Source organism: Paenibacillus sp. EC2-1, assembly GCF_049311625.1.
In the GTDB taxonomy this organism is placed as follows: Bacteria; Bacillota; Bacilli; order Paenibacillales; family Paenibacillaceae; genus Paenibacillus_AQ.
Map to the genome: position 1 here is coordinate 3,267,140 of NZ_CP186006.1, position 20,791 is coordinate 3,287,930.

The following is a 20,791-nucleotide window of genomic DNA, read 5'->3' on the forward strand; positions in this document are numbered from 1 at the left end:
TAAGTTCATCCAATGATCAGCCTATTTTGTTCGATCTACTTAAAAACACATCCAATAACAGCAGGGCGAACGCTACAATGCCAAACGTAATTTGAACCGAATTAAATCCAGCCACAACAGCGTAACGATTCGGATCAAAGAAAGGGATCAGTACCGAGCCAATGCTGTACCATAAGGCGAGTGAGCTAAAGACACGTATCGAAACATCATATTTCACCCAAACGAGCACCAAGAATACGCCTTGGAGTATCACATACATAAAGCCAATGATCCATAAGGATTCATCCCACAACCATAAAAGGAGGCATCTTGTAAAAGCTCCTGCTAAATATGCTAATATGGACGCCTTTAACAATGGAATGATCCACAACTTATTTTTGTTCAGCCGAAATCCTATATATACAAGGGCTAATGCTGTTCCTAGAAGGATCCCTTTGTCCCCACCCGTAAAGTACAATAGAGATAACGGATTCTGAATCGTGCGTATCGGATCGAATACGATCATGCTGAACTTCCAGACGACAAACCCAATGATCAATGCATTAACATAGGTATCTAGAATAAAACTCGATTCTTCTCGATCTCGAAGACGAATCTTTAGAACGATAAAGCCGACTATCGCAGATAAAAGAAAGATCAATATATCCGCCCGGATCATGAATGGACCCAAAGCTATCGTACTCAAACGCTTCCCTCCTTATGTACCTCTCAACATAAATTACCTATAGGGGTATACTCTATATGTTAGTAAGATCAAGTTCATATGTCAACTCTCTCAACTATCTTTTGTCTGCGATAACTAGAAAAAAGGTAGCCACTGGACCTAACAGTAAAGAAAGCAAGAACCAGTTCAGGCCGCTTCGATTCTTCCCTTGAGCAATTCCTACATTAATTAGAGCCAGTGTGCCCCACCCTACAAAATAACCTCTATCCATCGTTAATTCCTCCAATCATGCGTTCATACTAACAACTACTACGTTTAACATATGTCATCGTTCCATCCTAATGCTCTAATACTATTCAAATTGTCTTCCAATCTAATAAAAAAAGAGGCCGAAATTGGCCTCTTGGTCAGCTCTTATATAGCTGCATTTCATTTTAGATAATATGATCAATACAACTTATTAAGCGCTGCTCAATCTCCTGAGCAATTGCAGACAGCTTATCGTTCTCTAAAAAATTAATGAGGGCAGTCGGTTTAGGCATACCGATCTTTGTGGTTCCCTGGTCCTCATATACAGCAATTTTACAAGGAAGAAAGTAACCGACGAGCACATTCTCGGATAGAACACGATTCGCCTCTACCGGGTTACATACCTCAAGAATATAATACAGCTGATTGAAGTCTACACTTTATCATTCAGCTTCTCTTTCATATCAAGGCTCCAGAGAACACCAAATTGTTCTTCTTTCAAGCTGTCCGTCAAATCTGAAATAGCCTGTGTCGGTGATTTATTCGTCTGAACGGTGTAATGAAACATGTTGACTCCTCCTTTAGAAGTAAAATACCTCTGACATATGATTACCCATACATTCAGGAGCAGATTCAACAATAGTAGAATACGCTTATTACAATTAAATCTTTACTGCCTCGTAAGTGAGCATTTGCTCAGCGTGGCTTGGTTGCTCACCATATTTATAATCTGCTGAAACTGTAATCTCACGAAACCCGATTTTCTCCAAAAGGAGTATAAATTCGTAGTGACCGTACCAACTAAGAGGAAATCTCTGCAGCTCTGATTGAAGTAGCCGCCCATCTTTCCACTTTTCATATTTTAATAAAGACACCATTCGCTGCTCAAGCAAATTAACCTCTATTCGTTTCTCCTCAAGGGTAAGGACCTCTCCCGCTTCTGTGTCCCAGGTTCTTGTGGAGACAGACTTGGTATCGTAATCCGTGGGAAGAAATAGGTCAAGTATGATTCTCCCGTCCGGAGCGAGATGTTCATATATCGTATGAAGTGCTGTGATAGCCGTCTCCCTGCCTTCGAGCAGTTGAAAAGAGCCCGCTGGAATGATAATGGCGTTGTACTGTTGCTTTAATTGGAAATTGTGCATTTCCTCCTTGTATAGACGCGGTGTTAATTCTAGCTCAGAACATCTACTACGACAAGACTCCAACATATCCTCTGAATTATCTAACCCATCCACCTTACATCCAGCCTGCAGCAGTGGGATTAGCACCCGTCCAGAACCGCAACCGACTTCCAGTACGCTCTCTGATGTATCGCCCAGACGTTCCTTATAATACTCTACATCACCAAAAGAATGTCCAAGCGGTTTGCTGAGATCATATACCTCTGTACATAGACTTCCATAATATTGCTGCATATACTCATTCCTTTACGAGTTAATAGATTACTAGATTACAGATCATACAAATTCAGTTCTTATTCACAGTATAAGACTTATAACGCCCGCTTACTGTTCCGTTTGTGCTAAATACAAGTTGAATGCCTTCTCCGTTGCTGGTATAAAAATACCCCCTAGAATTTCATTGGATTACCCTGGGGATAATCCAATGTATATCCTAAGAGGTACCCTTTACGAAAATGAACGCTAGAGGAGGTCATTATTAGGTCTTCTGTAATACCATCCACCACTTCGGATCAAAGCCTTCCAGTTCTACTTCTTGCAGCCCAAGATCTGCCTCATGAATCCATTCTCTGGCCAACTGAATGTAGTTACTGTGGAAATCTGAATTGTAGCCCATGTCCTCATAGCCTGCATAGGTACAATTATCAAATATAAAGTACCCATCTTCCTTCAGCAGTTTCATGCAGGTTTCTATAATGCTAATGAACTCGCTATAAGCTGCGGTCTTTAACTCTCCTCGGTTATGGTAGGCCATTACTGTCTGGAGCATCTGAGGTTCAGCGGTCCACCAATCCACATTAACGGTATCGTTTCCTTCTCGCTCTGCAATAATGGTCTGTACAATATCATTCATCGCATGATGAAATACAGCGACATCCACCTTACCTTCTCCGCAGTAACTCAGAATATTGATACCATTGTCTTCAATGATCTCTAGCTCAATACTTAACTCTGATGCCTTTTCCCTAAAACCGCTTGTTAGACTTTTATTGAGATTTGCTGTGATGTACTTGGCTCCTTCGTCTGCATAGGCATTCAACGCTTTAGGTATGAAGATTGTATCACCAGCAGCAATTTCAAACAGCTTCGCTTTTTTAGGAATATTGAAAGTCTCAAACAGATGAACATATGAAGAAGTGTAATAAAGTTCAAGTAATTCAGAATCAGTACGTTCATTCAGGGTAATCGGAGGAGTAATCATCCGAGCTAATTTCTGTTGCAGAGCCTCTTCAGATAAACTGGTTATTAATTCTAGCGTTTCAGCCGAAAAGCCTCTCGTCAACCGTTCCATCTGACTGCCATCATGGTGAGATTTCGTCCGGTCCATAACCGTCACTCTCCCTCTATTCAAAGATCGATGATGTATACACTCAGAAGACTTTCTAAATTATAAAATGAATATGTGAGAATAACATCCCCTACTATGTATAATAGTTTTTTTCAGCTCTTAGTCCATGATCTTCTTGATTATTCTTCCTCTAAAATAACCTCGCTCAATGAAAATACAGACATGTAAAAAACAACCTGTCTGGATAACTCCAAACAGGTTTCATACAACAACTCATATCTTAAGATTCTCACCAATAAACTCTCCTATAAAAAACTCACTCCATACCAACCTGCTCTTTATCCATAATACCTTGCTTCAGCGCATAGTTCCCCCAATGCGGCTTTCTCCCATCGATATCAATGAATCCATACACATCCGACAACACCCAACTACTCAGAGACTTACCCGACTTCGTAAATACATCTGGATCTGCAGCGAGTGCCGCTACTGCTTGCCCAACGAAATACGGTGTCTCCGATTCGATAAAATGCGGTTCTTTCGCTACAGCATCGCGCCAATTCTCTTCCTCCACCTCATAGAACGCAAGCATTTGCTCTGATCGTAAGAAGCCTGGCGTAACTGATACGGCGGTTACATTATAGGGACGAAGATCCTCCGCCATTGCGGTAGCTAAGTGGATCGGAGATATTTTGGCCAAGCTGTAATATAACTGCCCCCGGTAGCTGTAACCTACACCATCTGTCATCTCGATGATGATCCCCTGCTTGCGCTTCACCATAAGAGGAACACCATAATAGCTAGTAATCAGATGCGCCCGAACAGAGCGCTCTTGAAGCAGCATACCGGAAGCCAGAGAATGCTCCCAGAAAGGAACGCCCCACTCTACATACTGCTCTCCTCCCCATATATCGTTGACAAGGATATCTAGCTGTCCGTTCTGTTCTTCATCCACACGTTTAAAAAACGCTTCTACTTCTTTCTCTTCTGTATGGTCCACACGCACTGGAATACCCTTCCCGCCGCGTGCTGTAACCATCTCAGCCGTTTCCTCTATCGTCTCGGGTCGGTTGATATCTGACCTTCCTTCCCTCGTGCTTCTTCCTGTGCAATATACGGTCGCACCCGCAGCACCTAGCATAACTGCAATACCACGCCCAGCTCCTCTTGTTGCGCCCGCTACTACGGCTACTTTTCTTGACAAAGGTTTGTTATTCATATTATAAATCCTCCATTTATCATCGTGATCAGATTGAATATGTACCTAGTGTAGCAAACTATATATGACATCCTTTGTCTTATTTTCATGGTACACTAATAAAAACATTTACTTGAGAGAAACGGGGTGAGCATCATCAAAGCTGATCGATTGATATCTATCCTTCTAATCTTGCAAAACAAAGGCAAAATGACCTCCCGTCATCTTGCAGAACAATTAGAGGTATCTGAGCGAACGATTAATCGCGATATGGAAGCTCTTAGCGCCGCCGGTATTCCCATCTATGCAGAACGTGGAATTCACGGGGGCTGGCGTCTATCTGAGCACTACCAGACCAAGCTGACTGGCATGAAGAAGGAAGAACTGATGTCCCTGCTTCTCTCCAATCAGGATCATCTCCTCGGAGATTTAGGCATCTTGAAGCATTATGAGACAGCCTTTCAGAAAATATTAGCCTCATCTCCAGATTCCATCCGTAAGGAAGCAGAAGTGGTGAGATCTCGTATTCATATCGATGGTGCAGGCTGGAGCCCAGCACATGATACTATATCGTGCTTATCAACGGTTCAAGACGCGGTGTGGAGTGAGCGAAAGCTAGCGATTCAGTACCAGCGTGAAGATAAAATCGTCGAGCGAATCATTCATCCCCTAGGCCTCATCGCTAAACGGAACGTTTGGTATGTCGCCGCTGAAACTGATGGCGAAATGCGTACATATCGAATATCCCGGTTATTGAACGCCAAGATGCTCGAGGATTCTTTTGAACGGCCTGCTGACTTTAACTTATCCAGCTACTGGGAGTCCTCCATGAAGGAGTTTAAACAAAACTTGCCCCGTTATCCGGCTACTCTTTATCTCGAAGAGTCACGACTAAGTCGACTTGAGCGAGAGCGCTACGTTAAGATTCTCAACCAAGCCCCTTATAAGCAGGATTGGATAAAAGCCGAAGTACAATTCGATACATTGGAGTCTGCTTGCGAGATTATTTTGTCACACGGACCGTTTATTCGCGTACACAGCCCTGTAGAACTCAAGGAACGGGTAATCGCCCAAGTTAAGCTAATGATGGAACAGTATGAATCTACAAACGAGGAATGGATCTGATTCCTTTTCTATGACCGGAGGTATATCATGTCACAAGTTTCACGATCGACCAATAGCAGTATCAAAATCGCAGCACCCAAAATCCCCAAAGTACTTGATTCCATATCATTATCTAATCTTGAGATCGAGGACGAATCCAGCTTCAGACAAGTCGTTATTGAGGATGAACGCATCTCCTATACGAACGCCAAGAAAGTATTATTTGATCAAACGGTATTTAACCGGGCGACTTTTGAACACACTTCACTTCAAAATGCTGAGCTAACCGATGTCGTATTTAATCACTGCGATTTGTCTAATGTCGACTTAAGTGATGCCATCATTCACAGAACACAATTTAATCACTGCAAAATACTAGGGCTTGATCTTACAGCAGCAACCATCCGAAACACTTCATTTCATCATTGCACCGGAGATTATGCCACCCTTCGTTTTGCGAATATGAAGCAGGTATCCTTCTGCTCTACTTCACTAATTAAATCGGATTTCTATCATTCTGAATTATCGAAGGTAGATTTTGAAGATACCAACATTGACCAAGCGCAGTTCTCCGGTACGAAGCTCGCTGGAATCGATCTAAGCAAAACAGATTTTCATAATCTAGGTTGTACATTAGAGGACCTTCAGGGATGCATTATCTCACCCACTCAGGCCGTTTTATTCACCAAAATATTTGGACTGATCGTAAAAGAATGAACTATCCCAAAGAAGACAAGCTTTCGCCCAAGAGGACGATCACTTGTCTTCTTTATTCTTATGAGAAAAAGAGCGGACCTTAGCAAATGTTGTATAATAATAAAATGGTTATCTGTATCTATCTCATCACGAAGGAAGCGAACATACATGATTATCTTTTTCACCATGCTGCTCATGGGGCTTCTTCTTGGATTTGTAGGAGCCGGCGGTTCGGGATTCATCATCGCTTTACTTGTAACAATATTTCATATCCCCGTTCATACCGCTCTTGGCACATCAATTGCCGCAATGGTATTTACGATGCTCGCCGGATCGATCAGCCATATGCGGGAGCGCAACACCATCTTCTCCGTGGGATTGGCCGTCGGGCTATTTGGGGCAATCGGAGCTTATGCAGGTAGCTTTGCAGCCCGTCTCATTCCAGAGGACAAGCTGGTATGGTGTACGGCCCTAATGCTCTTTCTTTCCGGTATCTTAATATGGGCAAGGACCCGAATGACTCTTACGAGTCGTCCCATTCTCAATTCCGTTCGATCATCTCATTTTTGGATGATGGCTGCGATCTCAGGACTACTCACAGGTGGTATGTCAGGGGTATTCGGAATCGGCTCTACTCCCTTTATCCAGCTTGCACTTATGATTCTGTTCCATATGCCCATGAGGCTTGCTGTAGGCACAACAATGCTTGTCATCATGCCAATTGCTTTATTCGGAGGCTTCGGCTATTTCCAGGCCGGATATATCGATTGGAGTCTTCTTCTACAGGTGGTTGCCGGCACGATGATCGGTTCTTATATAGGTGCTAAGTTTACTGCTAGGGCACCTAAGATATTACTCAGATTAGCCATGATCGCCGTACCTATGTTAGGTGGAACAATCATGTTATTAGGATAAGATAATATATAAATACCGAATGATTCCCTTTTTAATCTGTATTTTCATCAGCTGACAAATTGTCCGTGAGAGGATCGATACTCTCATCAAATTTTTGGGGGCTCGGGACATTCGTTATTCCTTCAGACTGTTCCACCCAATACCCAATGTTTCGATATAATTCTGCATAAGATTGATCCAGTATCTCTTCGGGAATATGTTCTGCATTTATGAAATGATCCGGGTCTTGCTGCTCCATATTTATCGCCTCCTTGTGTAGATTCTCACCAATGTATTTCCCGCCCCCTTAATATTGTTGATGATACATTCTTTTATTCTTCTCACATCAAAACAATGCGCAATTCATAACTACAACAAAAAGACGAAAGCGCAGCATTTTTAATGCTATCACTTTCGTCTTTTCTAATTAATGTAATGCCCGGTTCAAAAAAGCACGGGTTCGCTCTACTTTCGGGTGATCAAATATTTGTTCCGGTGTACCAGACTCGATCACTTCACCATGATCCATGAAGATGACACGGTCTGCTACATCTCTTGCAAAGCCCATTTCATGCGTTACAATGACCATTGTCATATGTTCTTCAGCAATCTGCTTCATAACTTGCAGCACCTCTTCAGTGAGCTCTGGGTCCAATGCCGAGGTAGGTTCATCGAACAGCAAAATGTCAGGGTTCATCATTAGCGCTCGAGCAATGGCTACACGCTGCTTCTGCCCGCCTGATAGCTTGCCTGGGTGAACTCCTGCCTTGTCTGAAAGACCAACCTTCTTCAGCAGTTCTGCACTCTTATGACGTACATTCACATCTGACTCCCCTTTTACGTGTCTAGGAGCAAGTTCAAGATTCTTCTCAACCGTTAAATGTGGAAATAGATTAAAGTGTTGAAATACCATTCCCATACGCGAGGTAATTTGCTTAAGCCTTTTAGAATCTGTGTAATTCCCATTTTGAACGAGGTATTCATTCTGGACGCGGATCGACCCTCCATTAACTTCTTCCAGATGAACGAGGCTGCGAAGCATCGTGCTCTTTCCAGAACCCGATGGCCCTATGATGGCAACAACTTCGCCTTTATTTACTTCAAAGGACACATTTCTCAGCACGTCCAAATCACCAAATGATTTTTTAAGATTAGAAACTTCAATAATAGCCATTTCTTAGACAGTCCTTTATTCGAATTTGAACTTGCGTTCAAGGAACTTAAACAATAACGTTAACACGAGGGTCATAAGTAAGAATATTATCCCCGCTACAAAGAATGGTAGTAACTTGAAATCCCGATTGACAGCTGTCTGGGCAAAATACAGTATCTCGGGAACTGCGACAGCGTACAACAGTGCCGTATCTTTCACTAACGTGATCGACTCATTCGATACGGAGGGCAGAGCAATACGAAACATCTGAGGCAAAATAATACGAGTTGTAGTCTGCCAGCGACTGAGCCCTAGCACCTGTGCCGCTTCGTATTGACCTTTATCAATGGCAAGCAAGCCACCACGGAATATCTCCGCAAAGTATGCAGCATAATTCAGTACAAACGCCAGACTAGCCGCTACAAAGCGGTCCATAATTAAATGCTCTCCTATCCCAGGCAGCAAGGGAAGTCCATATACAAAGAACAACAGCTGAAGTAAAAGCGGTGTTCCTCGCATGACGTAAATATAAGCATTCGCGACCCACACTAGCGGTTTAATCGCACTCTTCGCCATCATAGTCAGACCGAAGCCAAGAGGAATGGAGGCAAGGATTGCGATTATAAACAGCAATATCGTCGCCTGAGCACCCTCCAGCATTGGGATCGTGATGTCAATTAAATAGTTGATGTCCATGATTTCAAGCTCCTATGTTATAACCTGGTGTTCAGGATTTTCTTTATTTAAAAACCTTATCTTCGCCAAACCACTTCTTCGATATTTCTGCGGATGTTCCATCTGAATTGAGTGTATCCAAAGCTGTCTGAAGCTCATTTAGAAGGTCATCCCTTCCTTTCTTGATACCAATTCCATAATCTTCTGGAGCCAATGTATCCTCAAGCAACGTATAAGTTCCTTCTTCTTTCGACATATAGTATTTAATAACAACTTCATCGATAATGACAGCATCCACACGGCCATTTTTTAAATCGCTAAGCGCAAGTACGTTGTCTGGATATTCAGAAATATTCTTGATTTGTGATTTGATCTCATTACTATCAAGCGCATTAGCAGCGGAGGAAAGTCCTTGCAGCCCTACATTCTTATCTGCTAAATCATCAATCTTTTTCATTTTCGAATCATTCAAGACAACCACGACTTGACTGTTCTCTAAGTATGGTTTCGTGAATAAAACCTTCTCCTTGCGTTCATCTGTAATCGTGTAACCATTCCATATCAGATCAATTCGGCCGCTCATTAACTCAGATTCTTTGGCCTTCCAATCTATAGGTTGAAACTTTACTTCATAGCCCATCTTCTCAACCGCGGCACGCGCATAATCAATATCAAATCCGACAATATTGTTCTTCTCATCACGGAATCCGAGCGGAGCGAACTTGTCATCAATGCCAATAATCAATTCTTTTTTTCCACTCGAGTTGTCAGCGCTGGAGCATCCAATCATAGAAAATAATAATAATCCACTCATCAAAAATAACAATGTCTTTCTCATTCCAAAATGCCCCCTAGTATGCTTGGACTGGACATGTCTTCATTGCCAGTCATTTCTTTTGCGCTTTAGCACGTTATCAGAGCTTCATGATACCATATTAGATGACAAAAGTCGACGTTTTGCGACACTTACTGTCATTGATCTCGTTTCAAATTCAGGAGATCTTAAGCAAACCTTAAGGATGAATTCAGGTTACACGGAAACAATGATGGATAGAAACACCAACTAACGATGAAAGGCGGTAGATTGTATTGCGTAATAAACACATATGGACCAAAAGGCTACTTAGCTTTGCTCTCACCTTGATATTCTCGTTAACACTTCAAGGAATATCTAATGCAGAGATGTCTAAAGAGGGAGTCCTTCAAGGAAGTGAACATATCTCTAAACATGGTAGCAGTATGCTGAAGGAACTCGCCACATTCCTTAACCTGGAGTCTAAAGTTATGTACGATAAGCTGCAGAAGGAATCACTCGCTGATATCGCAAAACAGCAAGGTGTTGAACGTGCAGCATTAAAGACTAAAGTGATTGAATTGATGAAGGAACGTGCAGCTTCAAGACCAACACCACTCGGTGCTAACATGGATTTTTCAGCAGTAGCTGATAAGCTTATTGATAAGAAAGGCGGATGGCATCATGGTAATAAACGGCGTCACGGTCGCCTAGCTAATGCCGATGAATTGTCAAAAATACTGAAAGTGACTCCTGAACAGCTTAAGCAATCCCTGCATTCCGGAAAATCACTCGCTGATATCGCTTCAGAAAACGGCGTCAGTGTTCAGACTGTCATTGATCAGCAAGTAAAAGCGGTTACGGATCATTTGGACCAACGTTTTGCAGAGGGGAAGCTAACTAAAGAATCGTACGAGGAACGTAAAGCGAAAGTTAAGGATTTTGTTACGAGTTTCGTTCATACACGGAACATTGAGCTTAAGAAAAATCCTTCCAAGCAGCGAAGTGTTTCACAGATCTCACCTGAACAATAAGCTAGTGTGAAGACAACGTGTTAGCTTCTTCAAACTATAAACAAAGGGGCAGTTCAGATCATTCGATCTGACTGCCCCTTTAATTTCGTTTATGGAGTGTATTGCTGAATAATTTTTACAACGGTACCATCTTCGATTGTAATATGATACGGGAACCACTTCATGTCGATGATATCATTCTTATTATACACAGCCAAGAATTTCTTCAAGCTTACGGCTTGGTTCCAATTAATCTGAGCATCTTCCATACGTCCTGTGTGATCGTATAGTTGAAGCTGTACTTCCGCATGATCAGCGACATTCAGAACCACTTGTTCTTCCTCGTCATTCACAATATAATAACCATCCGGCGCTTCTGTCATTTCAGGATCTTGTTCGCGTTCACGGAAGATTTCGTTCGCTTCTTCGCCTTCGTACCACTGGATCGGATCAACATTTAGATACACTTTTCCATCTTTTATGTCTATAGAATTAATGAACACAGCCTCTTGATTGGGTGTCTTCACAACCGGTGTATATTCCTCATTACTTGAAGCAACACCTACCGACGTCATCATCATCAATACCACTAACATCATCGCTATCATTTTCCATACTGGCTTTTTCATAAATAACAACTCCCCTTATGTATTCAATGGAGAACGGATATCTATATAACAATTACCCTGATTCATGGAACATAAAACCATTTCTTAGGTAAAACATCACATTTCTTCGTCGTTCTATATGATTATTATATTCAGATTAGCTACAAAAAGGGTTTCATTTCGTCTTCAAAACATTACAATAATTCAATCTTCCGCATGCAAATAACCCGTCTGTCACACCAAAGTGTAACAAACGGGTTACCAAATGAAAGTTTATTATTACTTGTTGAACGACTCCGTCAATACAGGGACAATCTGTGATTTACGGGAAACGACACCCTTTAAGAATGCTTGGTTATTGTTAAGAGTGACATTGTAAGCTTTCTCAACCGCGTGAGCTTCCTGTCCCAGCGCAAGTGCAACGGAATCATTATTCAAAATATCTGTGACAACAAAAACGAATAAGTCCAATTTCTTCTCTGCAATGATCGCGGAAATTGCATCTTCCAATTCAGCTTGACGGGAGAGAACATCATTCGTATCTACTGCGTTTACTTGTGCAATTTCAACTTTAGCTCCGCCCATTTGGAACTCTTTAGCATCTAAAGAGATCAATTGTGCAATCGTCTTATCACTTAGATCTGCTCCAGCTTTAAGCATGTCCAATCCGTAAGAATCAGCATCAACACCAGCAATCTCAGCTAATTCACGAGCTGCAGCTACATCTTCTTCTGTGCAAGTAGGAGATTTGAAGAGCAAGGAATCGGAAATAATAGCGGACAACATAAGACCAGCAATTTCCTTACGGATCGACACACCTTTTTCCTTGTAGATCTTGTTTAGGATAGTTGCCGTGCACCCTACCGGTTCAGCACGATAATAAAGCGGATGGCTTGTCTCAAAATTAGCAATACGGTGATGGTCAATTACTTCTACGACGCGAACCTGGTCAATATCACTTGCACTTTGTTGACGCTCATTATGGTCAACGAGAATAACTTCTTTTGCTTCATTGGCTACGGTCTCAACAAAACGTGGTGACTCCACTTTGAAGTAATCAAGTGCGTAACGGGTTTCTCCATTGATCTCTCCAAGGCGAACTGCTTCCGCTTCTAGACCGAGTTCTTTCTTCAATTCAGCATACGCAATTGCAGAACAGATTGTATCCGTGTCCGGATTTTTGTGTCCAAAGATTAAAGTTTTTTCCATAATAAATGCCCTCCGTCGTTTGATTATCTAAGACTCCTGAGAAACTTCTGTAGGTATAATTCTATCTGATTATATCGTTAAATTCTACTTATTCCAATTACTTTACACTGATTTTAAAAATTTCATTACACAATAACAATTTCAGGTTCCGGTACAAAACCAAATTTCCGATCAATCGCTTCCGTAATGACTTGCATTAGGTACTGAATATCGGAAGCTTTAGCATGATTCTGATTCAGAATCATGTTCCCATGATGAGGAGATATAATCGCTCCACCATGTTCCGTTCCTTTCAAATGAAGCTGTTCTACAAGTGATCCAATGGCGACTCCGTAATCGTAGTTATTCTTAAACACCGACCCGCATGAGGGATAATCAAAATGCTTTTTGCTTGTGCGGTATTTAATGATATCAAGCATGGACTGCGGTGCCTCGATTCCTTTTCCGGCTAGTGCATGTACTTCACCTAAGAAGAAGGAAAAGAAATGTGGAAGTGAGGAAGGATGACTCCCTCTTTCTTTCCAAGCAGGTACCAACGATGACATGTACTGAATCTGTTCTTCAGAGTGAACAGGAATCTTTAAATCTGCACCTACAATAATCCATGGGTGATGTTGAAAAATAGACTGCTTGTATGCAAAATCACATTCACCTGCCGGAATGGACTGAACGATGAATGACGAAGAAGATAGATCTATATAATATACGGTATCAATGATGTCGCAGATTTGCCGATGATTATACTTGGCATTCATATAAATACCTGCCCCCAGACAACCTGGAAGCAAGAACGTAAAGTCTAACTGATCCGAACCACCGCTAAGTCCCATTAAGGAGAGCATAGACATCGGCGTACCCGCAGATACAAACCATTTACCGTTCTCTGCCCGAAGCTCTGTCAGACGTTTGAGTGATATAAACACCCGATCTCGTTCAGGATGATCAGGAAATAAAATATTGGAACCCATGCCAAAATTGTACCAAGGAAGCCCTTTTGTTTGGCAATCTTGATACAAGGCTGTCAGATCTTCTACTGTTTCTGGCAGAGCCACATAATTAGCTGCTCCTCCAATGCCATACGTAGAGTAGCTCGACAACGGTATATCCCGTAAGCATAACCGCTCAATAGCGGATGTATGTAAACTCATCGGTGTCATGTCACTCCTCTATCAGTAATCGTGTTACCCTGATTAAATCTATTCACTTACGTTTCATAATTATGATGGAAGCCCTTGACCCATGTCAATTCATTCAAACGCAGTTTCCACTGTCAATAAAAAACAGCCCGTTGAAAATGGCATGTAAGCTGCCTTATTTCAACGGGCTGTTGTGAATATCATTTCTAAGATTTGGGATTAGAAATATCTCTCCATTCAACAACAAACTCTTCTTGTTCTGTGCCTTCATATTGACTGTGTTCCTCTAATGCATTTCCACACTCACAAGAGATTTGATCTGAGCCATAGTTATCCGTGCCGAATACAATCTGTTCTTTACGGTAGTTTCGCTTTCCTGGAACAACTGAATGCTCCGCTCCGCATTGCAAACATGTAATCAGAAATCCCGGTTTCATAACCTCAGCCTCCGTCTCATCAATTTAAGCAATCATGACACAAAACAGAACTATTCAAGAAAATCTTTCAATCGTTTGCTTCGGCTAGGGTGTCTTAATTTACGAAGTGCTTTTGCTTCAATCTGACGAATACGTTCACGAGTTACACCGAACACTTGGCCAACTTCCTCCAGGGTACGGGTTCTGCCATCCTCAAGTCCAAAACGAAGACGAAGTACATTCTCTTCACGCTCCGTGAGCGTATCAAGCACCTCTTCTAGTTGCTCCTTCAACAGTTCAAACGCTGCGGCATCCGCAGGAGCAAGTGCATCATGGTCCTCAATAAAGTCACCCAAGTTCGAATCACTTTCTTCCCCTACCGGAGTTTCAAGTGATACAGGTTCCTGTGAAACTTTAAGAATTTCGCGTACTTTTTCTGGACTGATGTCCATCTCTTTACCAATCTCTTCAGGTGTAGGTTCGCGTCCCAGATCTTGAAGAAGCTGACGAGAAATTCGAACAAGCTTGTTGATTGTCTCGACCATGTGCACAGGGATACGTATTGTTCTCGCCTGATCTGCAATAGAACGAGTAATCGCTTGTCTTATCCACCAGGTAGCATAGGTACTAAATTTGAAGCCTTTAGAATAATCAAATTTCTCAACAGCCTTGATCAGACCCATATTACCTTCTTGAATAAGATCTAAGAACTGCATGCCTCTTCCAGCATAACGTCTTGCTATGCTTACAACAAGTCGCAGGTTCGCTTCAGCCAGGCGACGCTTGGCTTCCTCATCACCATTGTTAATCCGCTTAGCAAGTTCCACTTCTTCCTCTGCCGATAGAAGGGGTACCCGACCAATTTCTTTCAAATACATACGAACTGGATCACTAATCTTAATACCCGGAGGAAGCGTTAGGTCATCATGCACCGAAAAATCCTCGGAAGGAGAACTCACTGTTTTTTCCGGTTCCGCAGCCTCTCGTTCCATTGCGAAATCCGCATCGTGACGGTTTTCCATTCTATGCCCCCCTGTTGACATTTCTGATATTTTATGCTAATCTTATTGTAGATTATTATGACTTTAAACAATAATTATTTATCCGTCATTCTATCATATTAAACCTATGATTTCAACTTCTACTTTATGTTAATACAACCGATCTCCTTAGAGATCGGTTTTTTTGTTGTCATTTCTTCTTACTCATCCGAAATACCGCTCTATGACCTCTATTAATTCGCCCCTCTTGATCGGTTTACTAATATAATCATCCATCCCAGCCGCAATACAATATTCCCGATCTCCCTTCAGTGCATTAGCGGTTACGGCTATGATGATAGGCACTTCATTTAAAGGGAACATCTTCTTAATCGCCTGCGTTGCTTCTATCCCGTTCACTTCTGGCATCTGCACATCCATCAAAATGAGATCATATGGCAGCATCTGAACCTTTTCCAGGACTTCCTTACCACTTGATGCGATATCCACTTGATAACCTGACTTCTCAAGCATTTTCTGAATAACGAGTTGATTCGTCTCATTATCTTCCCCAACCAATATCTGAAGGTTCTTGCTCTTCTCAAGCGGAGACAAGCTGCTAACGTTCTCTTCATTCTCAAGGATCTTTTCATTGCGATCAAAAATAACCTTGAATTTAAAAGTCGCACCCGGCTGCTCAGTCGGTTCGATCCAGATCTCACCGTTCATCATCTCTACCAGCTTACGACTAATTGCAAGACCTAGGCCCGTTCCCTCATGCTTACGTGTCATGAAGTGATCCAATTGATAAAAAGGTTGAAACAATCCCGCTACCTTTTCATCCGGTATGCCTATCCCTGTATCTTGAATCGTGAATTCCAATTGAATATGCTCCGGTTCTGATTCAAGCTCCTGAATGTTCATATATACTCCACCCGTAAATGTGAACTTCAAGGCATTGCCCAGAATATTTAACAACACTTGCTTTAATCTTTCTGGGTCTCCGATCATTATCTTTGGTATTTCTGGTGTCATTGTATACGCCATCTTTAAATTCTTCTGAATAGCTTTGGGATTTAATAGGTCGAACGTTTCATCAATAACTTCCTGTAGCCGAAATGGTTCATGGACTAGCGTCGTTTTTCCAGACTCGATCTTTGAAAAGTCCAGAATATCATTGATGATATTTAGTAAGGATTCTCCACTTTTCCGGATGATCCGGACATACTCTCTCTGCTCGTCATCAAGCCCATCTGAGTCCATAAGCAGATCTGTCATTCCTATAACCCCATTCATGGGAGTTCTAATTTCATGACTCATCATGGCTAGGAATGCACTCTTTGCACGATTCGTGTTTTCTGCTGTTTCCTTTTCAATCAGCAATTTTTTCTGTTCCGTAATATCCTTGGCAATGACATAGAATCCAACATTCTCCTCATTAATGATAATTGGAGCTATCGTTGTCATCACTTCAATTGAACGACCATCTTTATGTTCAAAGTAATCAATACTATGATTGCTTGATGTATCTTTTAACGAATCCTTCAAAACCTTGCTCAAATTGCGAACACCTGTAAAACGTGTCAAACTCATACCGGCCATATCTTTAATACTGTAACCCGTAAGCTTCTCAGCCATCATATTGCCATGTACGATATTTCCGTTTAGATCAAGAGATATCACGGCATCGTGATTGTATTTTTTGAGAGATGTATAGCGTTCAACCGTTTCCTGCAGTTTAAGTTCCATTTCAATTCGTTCTGTAATATCTTGAATGGTCCCAATCATCTTCAAGGGTCTGCCATTATCATCATAAGATACAATTCCTTTGAGATGAAAATATTGAATCGTATCATTATCATGTATTAGTCGATATTCATAATTGAAAGCACTTCCCTTTAGCGCCTTACGAATAGCTCTCTCTAAGTCTGCTCGATCACGTTTATCAACAAAATCTAATATATTAAAAGTAGCTACATCAAGCTTGTCCCGATCCATCCTACATATACGATATACCTGCTCCGATAAGTCAATCTTCTTACGCTTGATATCCCATTCCCAGCTGCCTATCGCTGCTATTCGTTCTGCTTCATTCAGCATCTCTTCACTACGTTTACGCTCTGTTATATCTCGACCTACACAAAGAAAATTCGTAGCATTAGCAACGGTTACTTTTTGAACTGTTGTTTCGAACCAACGATAACTCCCACTCTTTTGACGGAATCGATATTGTACAACCCCTAATTCCTGACTCACCATTTGATGAACTGTATCTAGATCATCGGGATGGTAAAGTTCCTCGTTATATAGCCCAATGAGTTCGGAGGGGTGATAGCCTAACAGTTCTAAGACTGAAGGTGAGCAGTCATTCCATATTCCTTCTGGCGAAAGGTAGAATATCATTTCCTGTGCATTGTTCGAGATGAGTCGGTATAACTCCTCCGTATCAAGCAGCTTTTGTTCCGCTTTCTTCTTCTCCGTAATGTCGATAACATAACTTACGAAGTATAATGGAGCATCTGATTCATCACGAACACAAGTTATATGTAATGATGTGTATACAATGGAACCATCCTTGCGAATAAAACGCTGCTCTATCTCATTATTCGTAATATGATTCTCTGCTAGCTTTGACATCTTTTCAAACCCTTTGTGATCCTTAGGGTGAGAAATATCATCGAATGAAACCCGCTTAATTTCCAATTCTGAATATCCAAGTATATGAGATACGGCAGGATTGATTTTCAACCACTTGCCTTCCAAAGAAACGATGGCGACACCAATAGGTGCGTGTTGGTACATATGTTCAAAAATGGATTGATGCTCTATTCCTTCACCTAACATAATCTTCCTCCGTCCCACTAAGCCAGCTTATCCCTAATAATAGTATGTAAACGTTTTAAAAGCGACACTTCAAACCCTTTCATTCAAAATATATATAAACTACTTAACGCTATTAATCAACTTCTGAGCATTCTTATTGAGTAATTTCACATCCGGCTCTTTAACAAATGTATCTTTAATACTGTATTTCATTTTTAGACGTAAAATAGGAAGCACTCGCTCATCAAGTACTTTTTCCGTGATACGCTTACTTTTAACCGCCTTGAGGAGAGCTTTAACCACCGTTTCTTCTTTATCGTACTCATGACCTACAAGAACGATATTACTCCCCGCAAGTACAGACCGAATTGCGATTTCACCGAGTTCGATCTTACCATTGTCAACTGCACCCATGGTCATATCATCCGTAATAACAACACCTTTGTACCCAAGTTGTTCTCTTAATAATCCTGTAATGATAGGCTTAGAATAGGAAGCTGGTGTTTTGGGATCAATCTTCGACATCAGCAGATGGGCCACCATCACAACATCAGCCCCTTGATCGATGGCTTCCTTAAAAGGAACCAATTCGAGCTTGTTAAGTCGATTCATATCAACATTTACAACAGGCAATCCTACATGAGAATCAACCACAGTATCACCATGACCAGGAAAATGTTTTACAGCCGCTACCACACCCGCTTCTTGAATCCCTTTCATCGCAGCCGTCCCTAGACGCGCCACCTGTGCTGCATTACTGCCGAATGAACGATCACCAATTACCGGATTATTTGGATTACTGTTCACATCAAGCACAGGAGCAAAAGCCATATTCAAACCAAAGCCACTTAATCTTTGACCAATTTGGCTCCCCATCTTGTAAGTTAGTGCGGTGTCATTCTTCTTCCCGACAACTCCACTCGCAGGTAGACGCAGAAACGATTCGGGCATACGCGACACACGACCACCTTCCTCATCAATACTCATCCAGAGTGGCACAGGATTAGTTGCATTCTCTTTTTTTAGATGGTTGAACAGATTTACCGCCTGCGTTGTACTAGCTATATTATCTTTAAAGAAAATGAATCCCCCGACATGATAATTATTTATCAGTTTTTGGGTGTACGAATCTACTGAAGTGCCCTCCATACCCACAATGACAAGTTGTCCCACTTTCTCTTCAAGGCTAAGTTCACTTAGCATCTCTAGTGCTGGGTCTATTTCGGGGGGTTCTGTTTTAGTATTGGGTTGATTTTCTGCATCTTTATTTCCCTTCGCACTTTCATTTGTTTGTGTATGAATTGGCTTGATTACTTCTAAAGCCCCTGTACCCTGATCGGAACTCTCTTCACAACCAATGATTCCAATGAACAAGAGACACACAAATAACGGAACGTATGTATAACGTCTCAATACCATACCTTCTTCCTAATCTTAGTATTCAAATCTTTATTTATATAGTATGATCCATAAACCAACACAGACAGAATAAAAAACAGCCCGCTTAATAGAATGTAGGCTGTTTAGTCAGTATATTCAATTCATTATGAAAAAGTAGGTTGATTTTTGATCCAACACATAGCAATGGTGCCTTCACCCGCAAGATAACCAACAACAGGTATAAATGTCATAATCTCTGTTTTTAGTGTTGGATTAATTTTGCTCAGTTCTTGCTCAATTTCCTTAGCCTCTTCCATGTTATTGGCATGCATGATGCATACCTTCTTAATCTTCTGAATATCTTCTTTTAGAATATCAACCATTTTTTGCCTTGCCTTTTTGAATGTGCGAATCTTCTCCGCAACGACAACTTTTCCTTCGTCAAATCGAAGTAACAAATGAATGCGTAGTAAGTTACTTAATAACAATTGGGTGCCTGATACTCTTCCGCTGCTATGGAGACGGCTAAGACTTGCCGGAATAACATAAAAAGATGTATTATGAATCATCTCTTCGATCTTTTCTTTAATTTCATTCGCTGAATGACCCATTTTATGCCAATGAACACCCGCGATAATCATCTCACGAAGTGGAAAAGCTCCAAATTTAGAATCAATTCCAATCACAGGCACTTCAGCAATTTCAGCACCTTGCATCGAGGAATTTAAGGTTCCGCTTAAAGCCGACGAGCAATGAATGGCGATCACATCATCATATTTTTGTTTAAGTGACTCATACAGTTCAATAAATTCACCTATGGGTGGCTGAGAGCTGCTGACTTTAGACTCTTGGCGCATCTTATCATAGAAATCGTCTGCCGATATATCAACACTTTCCCTATAAGTTTCATCACCAAGGATAAGCCGCAGCGGAACCATATAAATATGATTTTCTTTGGCAAATTCTAAGTCTATCGTACTTGTGCTGTCAGTAACCCATGCTATGGATCTCATTTCTGATCACGTCTCACTTTCGCGTATTTCAAACATAGTTGTAGTAAACATTATAAACCGTTATAAAAATAATATATCAACCTCATCCCCCCATGCAAATGGAAGTAATTATCCAGTTGTCATCTTGAATGGAATGGTTGAGGCTTTATTCATGTTCGTGGACGAACATTCCCTTATTGAAATGATCTATGCCCATAAATTTAACACAAATCAGACATCTTGTTCCATATGTATGTGTCGTTATAGTGTAGAATTAAATAAACAGAGGTGCGGACACTTCGCACCTCTGTTTATTTAATTCTGAACATGGATTTA

General features: G+C 41.3%; 21 protein-coding genes and 1 pseudogene. 4 read left to right on the forward strand and 18 right to left on the reverse strand.

Annotated elements, in window-relative coordinates:
• Nucleotides 1–16: 16 nt before the first annotated feature.
• The 6 genes and pseudogenes from ACK8P5_RS15155 to ACK8P5_RS15180 form a co-directional block, all read right to left on the reverse strand.
• On the reverse strand, nucleotides 17–685 hold the full coding sequence (locus ACK8P5_RS15155; protein ID WP_422657103.1) for a hypothetical protein: 669 nt from the start codon (nucleotides 683–685) through the stop codon (nucleotides 17–19).
• Nucleotides 686–779: 94 nt separating this feature from the next.
• Entirely contained in the window at nucleotides 780–935 is a 156-nt protein-coding gene (locus tag ACK8P5_RS15160) for a hypothetical protein (RefSeq protein ID WP_422657104.1), read from the reverse strand.
• Between the two features lie 163 nt (nucleotides 936–1,098).
• Nucleotides 1,099–1,481, reverse strand: a pseudogene (locus ACK8P5_RS15165) (DUF302 domain-containing protein).
• A 94-nt stretch (nucleotides 1,482–1,575) separates the two neighbouring features.
• Nucleotides 1,576–2,331, reverse strand: coding sequence for a class I SAM-dependent methyltransferase (locus ACK8P5_RS15170; protein ID WP_422657105.1), 756 nt, complete (start codon nucleotides 2,329–2,331; stop codon nucleotides 1,576–1,578).
• 244 nt (nucleotides 2,332–2,575) lie between these two features.
• Nucleotides 2,576–3,424 (reverse strand): hypothetical protein, encoded by an 849-nt coding sequence (locus ACK8P5_RS15175; RefSeq protein ID WP_422657106.1) that lies wholly within the window; start codon nucleotides 3,422–3,424, stop codon nucleotides 2,576–2,578.
• 277 nt (nucleotides 3,425–3,701) lie between these two features.
• A complete protein-coding gene (locus tag ACK8P5_RS15180; RefSeq protein ID WP_422657107.1) occupies nucleotides 3,702–4,604 on the reverse strand; it encodes an SDR family oxidoreductase in 903 nt (300 codons plus the stop codon).
• A 135-nt stretch (nucleotides 4,605–4,739) separates the two neighbouring features.
• On the opposite strand from ACK8P5_RS15180, the gene ACK8P5_RS15185 reads away from it, so the two are divergent.
• The 3 genes from ACK8P5_RS15185 to ACK8P5_RS15195 all read left to right on the forward strand — a co-directional run bounded on the left by ACK8P5_RS15185 (nucleotide 4,740) and on the right by ACK8P5_RS15195 (nucleotide 7,298).
• Nucleotides 4,740–5,708 (forward strand): helix-turn-helix transcriptional regulator, encoded by a 969-nt coding sequence (locus ACK8P5_RS15185; RefSeq protein WP_422661484.1) that lies wholly within the window; start codon nucleotides 4,740–4,742, stop codon nucleotides 5,706–5,708.
• 27 nt (nucleotides 5,709–5,735) lie between these two features.
• A complete protein-coding gene (locus ACK8P5_RS15190) occupies nucleotides 5,736–6,404 on the forward strand; it encodes a pentapeptide repeat-containing protein (RefSeq protein WP_422657108.1) in 669 nt (222 codons plus the stop codon).
• Between the two features lie 147 nt (nucleotides 6,405–6,551).
• Nucleotides 6,552–7,298: a sulfite exporter TauE/SafE family protein gene (locus tag ACK8P5_RS15195; protein WP_422657109.1), complete on the forward strand. Its 747-nt coding sequence runs from the start codon at nucleotides 6,552–6,554 to the stop codon at nucleotides 7,296–7,298.
• 31 nt (nucleotides 7,299–7,329) lie between these two features.
• Here the strand turns inward: ACK8P5_RS15195 and ACK8P5_RS15200 are convergent, their stop codons facing one another.
• The 4 genes from ACK8P5_RS15200 to ACK8P5_RS15215 all read right to left on the reverse strand — a co-directional run bounded on the left by ACK8P5_RS15200 (nucleotide 7,330) and on the right by ACK8P5_RS15215 (nucleotide 9,943).
• Nucleotides 7,330–7,536, reverse strand: a complete 207-nt coding sequence (locus ACK8P5_RS15200; RefSeq protein WP_422657110.1) for a hypothetical protein — start codon at nucleotides 7,534–7,536, stop codon at nucleotides 7,330–7,332.
• Nucleotides 7,537–7,704: 168 nt separating this feature from the next.
• Nucleotides 7,705–8,451 (reverse strand): amino acid ABC transporter ATP-binding protein, encoded by a 747-nt coding sequence (locus ACK8P5_RS15205; protein ID WP_422657111.1) that lies wholly within the window; start codon nucleotides 8,449–8,451, stop codon nucleotides 7,705–7,707.
• A gap of 15 nt (nucleotides 8,452–8,466) precedes the next feature.
• Nucleotides 8,467–9,126, reverse strand: a complete 660-nt coding sequence (locus ACK8P5_RS15210) for an amino acid ABC transporter permease (protein ID WP_422657112.1) — start codon at nucleotides 9,124–9,126, stop codon at nucleotides 8,467–8,469.
• 43 nt (nucleotides 9,127–9,169) lie between these two features.
• Nucleotides 9,170–9,943 carry an amino acid ABC transporter substrate-binding protein gene (locus ACK8P5_RS15215; protein WP_422657113.1) on the reverse strand — a complete coding sequence of 258 codons (774 nt, stop codon included), beginning with the start codon at nucleotides 9,941–9,943 and terminating at the stop codon, nucleotides 9,170–9,172.
• A gap of 251 nt (nucleotides 9,944–10,194) precedes the next feature.
• Here ACK8P5_RS15215 and ACK8P5_RS15220 point away from each other — a divergent pair, with 251 nt between their 5' ends.
• On the forward strand, nucleotides 10,195–10,932 hold the full coding sequence (locus ACK8P5_RS15220) for a hypothetical protein (RefSeq protein ID WP_422657114.1): 738 nt from the start codon (nucleotides 10,195–10,197) through the stop codon (nucleotides 10,930–10,932).
• An 89-nt stretch (nucleotides 10,933–11,021) separates the two neighbouring features.
• Here the strand turns inward: ACK8P5_RS15220 and ACK8P5_RS15225 are convergent, their stop codons facing one another.
• From ACK8P5_RS15225 to ACK8P5_RS15260, 8 genes are all read right to left on the reverse strand, one after another.
• The gene (locus tag ACK8P5_RS15225; RefSeq protein WP_422657115.1) at nucleotides 11,022–11,540 is read right to left on the reverse strand and encodes a hypothetical protein; all 519 of its coding nucleotides are present in this window, start codon (nucleotides 11,538–11,540) and stop codon (nucleotides 11,022–11,024) included.
• Between the two features lie 258 nt (nucleotides 11,541–11,798).
• A complete protein-coding gene (locus ACK8P5_RS15230) occupies nucleotides 11,799–12,728 on the reverse strand; it encodes a manganese-dependent inorganic pyrophosphatase (protein ID WP_422657116.1) in 930 nt (309 codons plus the stop codon).
• Between the two features lie 125 nt (nucleotides 12,729–12,853).
• A complete protein-coding gene (locus tag ACK8P5_RS15235) occupies nucleotides 12,854–13,876 on the reverse strand; it encodes a UDP-N-acetylmuramate dehydrogenase (protein ID WP_422657117.1) in 1,023 nt (340 codons plus the stop codon).
• Nucleotides 13,877–14,070: 194 nt separating this feature from the next.
• On the reverse strand, nucleotides 14,071–14,301 hold the full coding sequence (locus tag ACK8P5_RS15240; RefSeq protein ID WP_422657118.1) for a hypothetical protein: 231 nt from the start codon (nucleotides 14,299–14,301) through the stop codon (nucleotides 14,071–14,073).
• Between the two features lie 50 nt (nucleotides 14,302–14,351).
• Nucleotides 14,352–15,302, reverse strand: a complete 951-nt coding sequence (gene rpoD, locus ACK8P5_RS15245; protein ID WP_422657119.1) for an RNA polymerase sigma factor RpoD — start codon at nucleotides 15,300–15,302, stop codon at nucleotides 14,352–14,354.
• Between the two features lie 183 nt (nucleotides 15,303–15,485).
• Complete coding sequence (locus ACK8P5_RS15250) at nucleotides 15,486–18,104, reverse strand: PAS domain S-box protein (RefSeq protein ID WP_422657120.1); 2,619 nt, start codon at nucleotides 18,102–18,104, stop codon at nucleotides 15,486–15,488.
• 99 nt (nucleotides 18,105–18,203) lie between these two features.
• Entirely contained in the window at nucleotides 18,204–19,502 is a 1,299-nt protein-coding gene (nagZ, locus tag ACK8P5_RS15255) for a beta-N-acetylhexosaminidase (protein WP_422657121.1), read from the reverse strand.
• A gap of 125 nt (nucleotides 19,503–19,627) precedes the next feature.
• A complete protein-coding gene (locus ACK8P5_RS15260) occupies nucleotides 19,628–20,476 on the reverse strand; it encodes a DegV family protein (RefSeq protein WP_422657122.1) in 849 nt (282 codons plus the stop codon).
• Between the last annotated feature and the right edge of the window lie 315 nt (nucleotides 20,477–20,791).